The following is a 9,545-nucleotide window of genomic DNA, read 5'->3' on the forward strand; positions in this document are numbered from 1 at the left end:
TTTTGCTACGAGATGGGGTTTGAACAGGATGGATCTGAAGAAGGAAATCACGGCACTGGCTATTGCCTGTGCCGCGCTGGCCGTTGTCGCGACCGACGCGACTGCGCGCCCGAAACATCGTGCCGCGTCGGGGACGGGGTCGACAGTGCAGGGGCAACCGACCGTCATGGGTAATGACGGCCGCTACGTATCTCCCACCGCGTCAGCGACGGCCCAGCCGGTCGGCCGCAAGGCGGCGCGGGCGGCCCGCGCCAGCAACCGCCGCGAGATCGGCGGTATGCCCGATACGACCGCTTCGTTCGGCGGAAGCTCGAATTCGCTGGTGTCGGAAGCCCGCAAATATCTTGGTGGGAACCCGACCGGCCGCCGCAGCCTCTGGTGCGGCGCGTTCATGGACATGGTCCTGAAGCGGACCGGTCATCCGGGCGGCGGCAATCTCGCCCGCGCCTACGCCCGTTACGGCACCCGCGTGTCGGGTCCGCAGGTCGGTGCCATCGCCGTGATGGCCCGTAAGGGTGGCGGCCATGTCGGCATCGTTACCGGCATCGACAGCAACGGCAATCCGATCGTGATCTCCGGCAACCACAACAATCGTGTTGCTGAGGTGGCCTATCCGCGCAGCCGGATTCTCACCTACGTCGTTCCGTAAGCGACACGACGAACTCCCGCTGAAACGAACAGGCCGCGCCTCGTGCGCGGCCTTTTCACGCCGTGGCGCGCTGGACCTTGCCGTGCGCTCGATCGTCGCACCCGGGCCGTGATATGGCGCGCGAATACGGCAGAGTCTGCGCGGGACGCCGCCGCCGTTAAGGATACCGCTTAAACACGCCGCGCGTTAACGGGTTGCTGGCCGCGCCTTCGCGGTGCTTCACAACCGTCATCGATAATCTGGATGGGTTTCGTACCGCAAACCCTGCGGCAGGTTGAATGTGACGACACGGACTCGAAATATTTCTGCGCGCGGAAAGCGGCCGAACAACCGCAAGACCGCGACATCAACGGACGCGACATCAAAGGCGCGCACCGGCGCGTCGGCCATTGATGCCGTGGTGGCGGGTTTGCGCCGCAGCGGGTCCGTGAATCTCGCCGTCGCAGGTCTCGCAGCGTTCGCCCTGGTGCTCGCCGTCACCGGCGCGCTTCTGCGGCCGGATATCGCCTTGTTCGGCGGTCGGCCGGTGGATGCCTCAGGCAACGAGGTCGCCGGTGTCTCCGGCCGTCTGCCGGTGTCGCAATCCTTTCCTGAGGACGGCTTCAATTTCGACCGCGCGGCCATCGACGCGGTTCTGACGCTGGCGATCGCAGCGCCCGCTCGTCCGATCACGATCGTGACCGACGCGAACGGCAACGTCCCGCCGACCGACCCCGTCCGCTACGCGGCGCCGGCAGACGGCGCGGAAGAGGGCCGGCAGGCGCAGGCGCGTGTCGCTCCGGACCAGCGCGCCGTCACTGCGTCCGTCGCACCGAGCGTATTCAACGGCAGCGCGCTTGTCGCCGAAGCGCGGCGCTATCTCGGCACCAATCCGACCCGGCGCGCGACGCTATGGTGCGGCGCGTTTCTCGACATGGTGCTGCGGAAGACCGGATATCGCGGCGGTGGCAATCTCGCGCTCGCCTATGCGCGCTATGGCAAGCGCATTGCCGGGCCGAAGGTCGGTGCCATCGTGGTACTGCGCCGCAAGGGTGGCGGCCATGTCGGCATCGTTACGGGTGTCGACGGCAACGGCAACCCGATCGTGATTTCCGGCAATCACAATCGCCGCGTCGCGATCTCCACCTATCCGCGCAGTCGCGTCGTCGCCTACGTCATCCCGCAGTGATGGAGTTGCATTAGGGTTTACGCGCCACGTGAAGCGCCGTCACCGTAAACCAGTTCACCACGCTGCTTCACCGTTAATTCAGCGCGCGCGTTTTAACGAAAATTATCGTGCTACGCGGAGTCCGTCGTCGGCGCACGTGCCGGCGGGCGTCGAGGGGACTCCGCATGCGTACCAGGTTTTTGGCTCTGCTCGCCCTGAGTTTGACGGCGCTGCTCGCGCTCAGCGTTTCGGCCGACAGCAAGCCGGCAAAGCGCGGTGCTGAAAGCCATCAGCGCGCCAACGTGAGCCGCGCCGCCAAGAACCACAAATCTCTCAAGCCAAACGTCCAGACGAAGCGCGCGAACAGCCGCGCCGCGCAACACGACCGCCGCCCGATGGCCGCAATCGTGCGTGTCGAGGACGACGGCAGCGTCAACGCCAGGCATGTTTCGATTTCCGCCCTGCGTCATCGTCCGGCGTTTGGCTGGCCCGCGCTTGTCACCGAGGCGCGCAAATACATGGGCACCAATCCGACCAAGCGGTCGAAGCTATGGTGCGCGACCTTCATGAATATGGTGCTGGCTCGCGTCGGCTATCCCGGTACCGGCTCGGACGCCGCGCGTTCCTTCGCGAGCTACGGCCGGCGCATCCATGAGCCGAAGATCGGCGCCATCGCCGTGCTGACACGCGGCAAGAGTGGCGGCCATGTCGGCATCGTCACCGGCCTCGACGGCAGCGGTAATCCGATCATTCTGTCCGGTAATCACGGCCGCAAGGTCGGCATCGGCGTCTATCCGCGCCGCCGCGTTATCGCCTATGTGATGCCGGTCGGCGATCCGTCGCCGACGCGCCTCGCTTCGCTCTCCGGGCCGGGGTCGACACTGCGTGCTACCGACGCGCCGCGCGGCAACGCCGGCGAAGAGGGCGGCATCTCGTCGCCGATTGGCGAATTGCTTGCTGCGATCAATGCCGAAGAGCAGGGCGATAATCGTGCGGCGGCGCAGCCGCGCCCGCGAGTTCAAATCACGCGCGTGGAACCGCAACGGGCGGTTCAGCAGGTTCAGCGGCCGATGACGCCGCATCGTGTCGTGCAACAGATCGCGGACAACGAGCGCGTGCAGGACAATCGCATCCAGGTGAATTACGTGCGTCCGGTTCCGGCCGCCGCGCGTCAGGTCTATGCCGTCGCGCCGAGCCGCAAGCTGCCGCTCGATCCGGCGCTTGCGCGCTTACTCGGCGTCAAGCAGCGCTAACGCGCTTGTCCGTTCGCTGTCATGGCGTCGCCGGTGGCAATCTCGCCGCCGGCGATGACTTCTGCGTAGACCCCGCAGTCGGGATGGCCGAAGGCCTTCATCAGCGTCTTCGGAATGGTGCGGTCGCGGATGCCGGTGTCGGGATCGACATCGGTTGCCGCGCAGCGCTGGATGCGCTTGACGACCTTGAGCCGTACGCTGTTCCCGACCGTCACCTCGCGGTCGAGCAGGTCGAATTCACGCCAGGCCGGCCACCCGGCGACGTAGAGGTTGCCGCGGAACCGCAGCGGATTGATGGGCGCGCCCGCGACCGTCTCAACCTGCGCCACCGAGGCGAGGTTGATGATCGAGACGACCTTCCTCGCCACGTCCGAAAAGCTGAAGCCCGGCGCATGCAGCACCTTGGGCGGCCCGCGCAACTCATCGGGCATAAAGCGGCGGAAGAAGGCCTCGGTGGCGAGCCGCCCTTCCGCCGTGCGCAGGTCCGCGCGCAGCACCTCACGGCCGTCCTCCATGATGGTGAGCGTGTGGGTCGCCGGATCGAAGGCGGTCCGCAAGGCTGCAAGCCGCTCATTGCGCATCAGCATCAGGAACTGGATCTTGTGGAGGTGCGCCGGCGCGGCGGGATCGAAGCCGGAGGGGCCGTTCTCGATGGCGTAGAGCCGGTCCGCCGGCAGGGTCTCGCGGGGGCCGACGGCCACCCGGTCGAGCGCTTCGGGCGACAGGCCCTTCACTGGGTAACGGTAGATCGCCCGGACGATCGCTGATTCTGCTGCCATCGCCGAGTGTTAACGAAGCGGATTTGAATTGGCCAGCGGCTGGGATGCCCCTTCAACTCTGGTAGTCTTGCACCCATATTTTGAACAGCGGGCTGCCTCCGGGGGCCCGCATTAACCGGTGCCTTTCAGGGCCGAGGGAGTAGACCGTATGAATTTCGAGAAATACACCGACCGCGCCCGCGGTTTTGTCCAGTCGGCGCAATCGCTGGCGCTCCGCGAGGGCCATCAGCAGTTCGCGCCCGAACACCTGCTCAAAGTGCTGCTCGACGATCCCGAGGGGATGTCGGCCGGCCTGATCGACCGCTCCGGCGGCAAGTCCCGTCAGGCACATCAGGCGGTCGAAGCCGCGCTTGCCAAAATTCCGAAGGTTTCCGGCGGAGGCGCGGGCCAAGTCTATCTCGCGCCGGCGCTCGCCCGCGTATTCGACGCCGCCGAAAAGGCCGGCGAGAAGGCGGGCGACAGCTACGTCACGGTGGAGCGGCTGCTGCTCGCGCTCGCGCTCGAGAAGGACAGCGAGGCGGGCCGCATCCTGTCGCAGGCCGGCGTCACGCCGCAAAACCTCAACGCCGCGATCAACGCGCTGCGCAAGGGCCGCACCGCCGACAACGCCTCGGCGGAGAACGCCTATGATGCGCTGAAGAAATATGCCCGCGACCTGACGCAGGCCGCCCGCGACGGCAAGCTCGATCCGGTGATCGGCCGCGACGAGGAAATCCGCCGCACCGTGCAGGTGCTGTCGCGCCGGACCAAGAACAATCCGGTGCTGATCGGCGAGCCGGGCGTCGGCAAGACTGCCATCGTCGAAGGCCTTGCGCTGCGCATCGTCAATGGCGATGTGCCGGAAAGCCTGCAGGACAAGAAACTGCTCGCGCTCGATCTCGGCGCGCTGATCGCCGGTGCGAAATATCGCGGTGAATTCGAGGAGCGGCTGAAGGCCGTGTTGCAGGAGGTGACCTCCGCCTCCGGCGGCATCATCCTGTTCATCGACGAGATGCACACGCTGGTCGGCGCCGGCAAGGCCGACGGCGCGATGGATGCGTCCAACCTGTTGAAGCCTGCGCTGGCCCGCGGCGAGTTGCACTGTATCGGCGCGACCACGCTCGACGAATACAAGAAGCATGTCGAGAAGGACGCGGCGCTCGCGCGCCGGTTCCAGCCGGTATTCGTCGGCGAACCATCGGTGGAAGACACCGTGTCGATCCTGCGTGGCCTCAAAGAAAAGTACGAGGCGCATCACGGCGTGCGCATCAACGACGGCGCCATCGTCGCCGCCGCCACGCTGTCGAACCGCTACATCACGGACCGTTTCCTGCCGGACAAGGCGATCGACCTCGTCGACGAAGCCGCCGCGCGACTGAAGATGCAAGTCGATTCGAAGCCCGAGGAACTCGATTCGATCGACCGCGAGATCGTGCGATTGAAGATCGAGCAGGAAGCCTTGAAAAAGGAAACCGACGCGGGCTCGCGCGAGCGGCTGAAGAATCTCGAGGCCGAACTGAAGAGCCTCGAAAAGCAGTCGGCCGATCTGACCTCGCAATGGAAGTCCGAAAAGGAAAAGCTCACCAGCGCGCAGAAGATCAAGACCGAGCTCGATCAGTTACGGGTCGAACTCGCCAATGCGCAGCGTCGCGGCGAATACCAGAAGGCCGGCGAACTGGCCTATGGCCGCATCCCCGAGCTCGAGAAGAAGCTCAAAGAGACCGAAGCCGCCGAAGGCAAGGGCAAGGCCGGCTCGATGATGGAAGAGGCGGTCACCGCCAGCCACATCGCGCAGGTGGTGTCGCGCTGGACCGGCATTCCGGTCGACAAGATGCTGGAAGGCGAGCGCGACAAGCTGCTGCGTATGGAAGAGCAGATCGGCAGGCGCGTCATCGGCCAGAAGGAAGCCGTGCAGGCGGTGTCGACCGCGGTGCGCCGTGCGCGTGCCGGCTTGCAGGATCCGAACCGGCCGATCGGTTCGTTCATGTTCCTCGGCCCAACCGGCGTCGGCAAGACCGAGTTGACCAAGGCGCTGGCGGAATTCCTCTTCGATGACGAGACCGCGCTCGTGCGGCTCGACATGTCGGAATACATGGAGAAGCACTCGGTCGCGCGGCTGATCGGCGCGCCTCCGGGCTACGTCGGCTACGAGGAAGGCGGCGCTCTCACCGAAGCGGTCCGGCGCCGGCCCTATCAGGTCGTGCTGTTCGACGAGATCGAGAAAGCGCATCCGGACGTGTTCAACGTCCTGTTGCAGGTGCTCGACGACGGCCGGCTGACCGACGGGCAGGGCCACACGGTCGACTTCCGCAACACGCTGATCATCATGACGTCGAACCTCGGCGCGGAATTCCTGGTCAACCAGCCGGAAGGCCAGGACACCGACGCAGTGCGCGACCAGGTGATGGCGATCGTGCGTGCGAGCTTCCGGCCCGAATTCATCAACCGTGTGGACGAGATCATCCTGTTCCACCGGCTGAAGAAGGCGGAGATGGGGCGCATCGTCGACATCCAGATTGTGCGGCTGCAGAAGCTGCTCGACGAGCGCAAGATCGAGATCGCGCTCGATGCGCAGGCCCGCGAGTGGCTTGCCGACAAGGGCTGGGATCCCGCCTATGGCGCGCGTCCGTTGAAGCGCGTGATCCAGAAGGCGGTGCAGGACCCGCTCGCCGAGATGATCCTGGCCGGCACGATCAAGGATGGCGAGAAGGTCAGCGTTTCCGCCGACAAGCAGGGCCTGACCTTCAACGGAAAGCTCGCCAAGGCGGCTTGAAAAAGGCAGCCTGACAAACGGCGGCGCCAGCCGCTAAAGCGGGTCGCTAGCGGTAGCTCGCGGCGACCCGCGACGGCTTGCGGGTCATGATGTTGTCGAGGCGCTGGCGCTCACGTTCGAAGTTCGCCAGCATGCGGCCCTCGAGCACGCGGCCGCGCGGCAGCTTGATGCGCATCGGATCGACGAAGCGGCCATTGACCAGAATTTCGTAGTGGACATGCGAGCCGGTCGACAGACCGGTCGAGCCGACGAAGCCGATCACCTGGCCCTGGCGAACGCGCGTGCCGACATCGATGTTGCGGGCAAACGCGGTCATGTGGCCGTAGGCGCTCTCGTAGCCGTTGGTGTGACGCAGGCGGATATATTTTCCGTAGCCCGATTCCCAGCCGACTTTCTCGACGACGCCGTTGCCGGCCGCGTAAATCGGCGTGCCGGTCGGAGCCGCCCAGTCCACGCCGGTGTGCACTTTGGTGTAGCCGAGGATCGGATGGCGGCGCGAACCGAAGCCCGACCGCATGATGCCGTTCGCCACGGGCTTGCGAACCAGGAATTTCTTCGCGCTTTTTCCTGCCTCGTCGTAGTAGTCGACAATGCCGTCGTCGGGCGACTGGAAGCGGTAGAATTTCTTGATCTCGCCGCCGATCGTCAGCGCGGCGAACAGAACGTCGTTGCGGCTATCGCTCGTGGGCGTTTCGTCCTCGCCGGCGTAAAGAACCTCGAACGAGTCGCCGGGCTGCACCTTGCGCTGGAAGTCGACGTCGTAGGAGTAGATGCGGACCAGATCGTCGACGATCGGGCGGGGGATATTGTTGCGCAGCGCGGTCTCGTAGACGCTCTGGTAGAGCCGCACGCCGCTCGGATCGCCGTCGTTTTCATCGTCCTTGGCTTCGGCGATTTCGGTATCGATGCTGCGCACATCGACTGAGACGTATTTGCCGATGTCGGAGAGCGCGACGACCGCTTCGATACTGCCCTCGTTGGCGATGACGATCCGGATCGGCTGCAGCGGCGCTCCGGCGGCGCTTGTGACCGGCGCGAGCAGGACGCGCAACTTCTGGCCGTCCTTGAGCGCGGTGTCCTGCGAGCGCGGATCCAGTACGGCCTGGATCGCCTTGGCCTCATCGGGCTGGGCGCCGAGTTCGCGCAGCAGCGAACCGACGGTGTCGCCCTTCTTGGCGGTCAGCACGCGCTCGCTCCAGGCGTTGCCGCCGGTGATCTGGCTGTTGGTGGTCTTCGGCAGCAGCGTCACGTTTTCGGGAACGATCCGGGCTTCGAAGCCCTTGTAGGGATCGGGCGCGCCGGGCGTCGCATAGGCGAGGCGGATGTCCGAGATACCGGTGCCGACAGGAAGATGCCGTGCAGTCTGATTGGCGAGGGTCGCGGCTTCACGGACATGCGCGATGACTTCGTCGTTCGGCGTCAGGCTCGCGATCTTGATCCTGCCCATCACGGCGGGAAGATCGCGCATCACGAAGGCGACTTCGGCGTCCGGCGCGGCCGCTGCGACGTTGTCGTCAGGCGCGGCTTCCGTCGCCGACTCGGCGAGCATGCGCTGCGGATTGAACGCCGGCAGATGAGCGGACAGATCGGTGGTCGTCAGCGACAAATTTCCGGCGATGCGCACGAAGGGACGAACGCGGACCACTTCATGATTGCCGACGCGCGTGGTCGTCGACACGCGGATGACCTGGCGCGCGACATTCGGCTCCTCCGCGATCGGCAGGCGGTCGCTCTTGCGAACGAGGCCGAGACGGTCGCCCGCCGCGCCAAGCGCGCCGCGCAGCGCGACTTCGACGCGCTCGGGCAGCGCTGCAAAATTCGTTTCGCCGTCGAGCGACGTGAAAACGGCGCCGCCCATCAGGGCCGCGCCACACAAAGCTGTCAGGATCGTTCCGGAAAACCACTGTACCGACACGCGGCGGCGGTCGATGACATCGGCAGTGCCGCCATCGACGGACAGCGGCGGCTCGTTGCCAAGCTCGAGCCCGTCGCCGCGCTTATGGCGGGTATGCGCGTGTGACCTGTGTTGGTCCAAGCCTGCCGTCCCCTACGTCCGCCGCCGTCGACGGGAAAACCGATCAAGCCGCGCCGGGACCGGCGCATCCGGATGAATCGCGCGGCACGATGCCGTTCAACCTGGCGAACGTCAATGTCGCAGGAAGCCGCGAATTTTCCAGTGCTTCGAACGGTTTGGGTGTCTCCCCCGGGCGGTCTGGGTCTTGTTCTGGGGCTCCAGAACGGCGCAGAAAAATGGCCTCAGTGCGGCGCAACAGCCGGACCGGCGGACGCCGGCGGGGATTTTAACCAGAGTTAAGGGAGGGCCTGCCGGTGCCGCGCTGGCGTGCGTTTTTTTGCACGAGAACAGCGGACAAGTGTTGACACCAAAATGGGGGCTGGCCTATATACCGCTCCTCGGCACGTCGCCCGCCTCCGGGCGCGCTGGCGCGCCGTTGAAGCTCCTCACTGGAACAGTGAAACGGTATCCGACAGTTCTCGGATGCGCGGGCTTCGACGGCCCTTCGGTTCGCCGGAGGGTGGGAATTGCCGCGGCTTCGGCCAGAGCGTTCCGGTTGTTTGAAAACTGAATCGGAAGAAAGAGAAACGTGGACGGCGGGGTCCTTGCGGGCCGCGGTCTCATGGGGAAGCAATTTCCCAGGAGCGGCGGTCAGGATAGAGACTTCGGCGGTACACGTTTCGAGACAAAGGTACATCGCTGACTTGTTTGCTTTTCTGGGCTTTCGCCCAGTTGTGCAGGCAATCAGTGGGTGGACCTCGTCAATGGCGATATCGAGCAGCAGTGCTTGATGTCGTCGCGAGCAAACGTGACCAGCCGGTATCAAAATCTCATCCAACTTGAGAGTTTGATCCTGGCTCAGAGCGAACGCTGGCGGCAGGCCTAACACATGCAAGTCGAGCGGCCGTAGCAATACGGCAGCGGCAGACGGGAGAGTAACACGTGGGAACG

Annotated in this window: 6 protein-coding genes and 1 rRNA gene; 5 read left to right on the forward strand and 2 right to left on the reverse strand. The window is 65.2% G+C overall.

Annotated elements, in window-relative coordinates; genetic code table 11:
* Nucleotides 1-145: 145 nt before the first annotated feature.
* From AB7F10_RS19540 to AB7F10_RS19550, 3 genes are all read left to right on the forward strand, one after another.
* Nucleotides 146-649 (forward strand): TIGR02594 family protein, encoded by a 504-nt coding sequence (locus AB7F10_RS19540; protein WP_428563474.1) that lies wholly within the window; start codon nt 146-148, stop codon nt 647-649.
* A 427-nt stretch (nt 650-1,076) separates the two neighbouring features.
* The gene (locus AB7F10_RS19545) at nt 1,077-1,817 is read left to right on the forward strand and encodes a TIGR02594 family protein (protein WP_428563472.1); all 741 of its coding nucleotides are present in this window, start codon (nt 1,077-1,079) and stop codon (nt 1,815-1,817) included.
* A 164-nt stretch (nt 1,818-1,981) separates the two neighbouring features.
* On the forward strand, nt 1,982-3,049 hold the full coding sequence (locus AB7F10_RS19550) for a TIGR02594 family protein (RefSeq protein ID WP_428563470.1): 1,068 nt from the start codon (nt 1,982-1,984) through the stop codon (nt 3,047-3,049).
* Here AB7F10_RS19550 and AB7F10_RS19555 read toward each other — a convergent pair.
* Nucleotides 3,046-3,828, reverse strand: coding sequence for an MOSC domain-containing protein (locus AB7F10_RS19555; protein WP_428563468.1), 783 nt, complete (start codon nt 3,826-3,828; stop codon nt 3,046-3,048). The genes AB7F10_RS19550 and AB7F10_RS19555 overlap by 4 nt on opposite strands.
* Nucleotides 3,829-3,976: 148 nt before the next feature.
* Between AB7F10_RS19555 and clpB the strand changes: the two genes are divergently transcribed.
* A complete protein-coding gene (clpB, locus tag AB7F10_RS19560; RefSeq protein ID WP_428563466.1) occupies nt 3,977-6,580 on the forward strand; it encodes an ATP-dependent chaperone ClpB in 2,604 nt (867 codons plus the stop codon).
* A 46-nt stretch (nt 6,581-6,626) separates the two neighbouring features.
* Here clpB and AB7F10_RS19565 read toward each other — a convergent pair whose 3' ends face one another.
* Nucleotides 6,627-8,615: a M23 family metallopeptidase gene (locus AB7F10_RS19565; protein WP_428563464.1), complete on the reverse strand. Its 1,989-nt coding sequence runs from the start codon at nt 8,613-8,615 to the stop codon at nt 6,627-6,629.
* 814 nt (nt 8,616-9,429) lie between these two features.
* Here AB7F10_RS19565 and AB7F10_RS19570 point away from each other — a divergent pair.
* Nucleotides 9,430-9,545 (forward strand): 16S ribosomal RNA (locus AB7F10_RS19570); the annotation flags it as partial.

Source organism: Pseudolabrys sp. (assembly GCF_050250095.1).
In the GTDB taxonomy this organism is placed as follows: Bacteria; Pseudomonadota; Alphaproteobacteria; order Rhizobiales; family Xanthobacteraceae; genus Pseudolabrys.

Bases quoted from the DNA above. Each gene is read 5' to 3' on its own strand.
- AB7F10_RS19550 (WP_428563470.1), top strand. From the start codon at position 1,982: ATGCGTACCAGGTTTTTGGCTCTGCTCGCCCTGAGTTTGACGGCGCTG.
- AB7F10_RS19555 (WP_428563468.1), bottom strand. From the start codon at position 3,828: ATGGCAGCAGAATCAGCGATCGTCCGGGCGATCTACCGTTACCCAGTG.
- clpB (WP_428563466.1), top strand. From the start codon at position 3,977: ATGAATTTCGAGAAATACACCGACCGCGCCCGCGGTTTTGTCCAGTCG.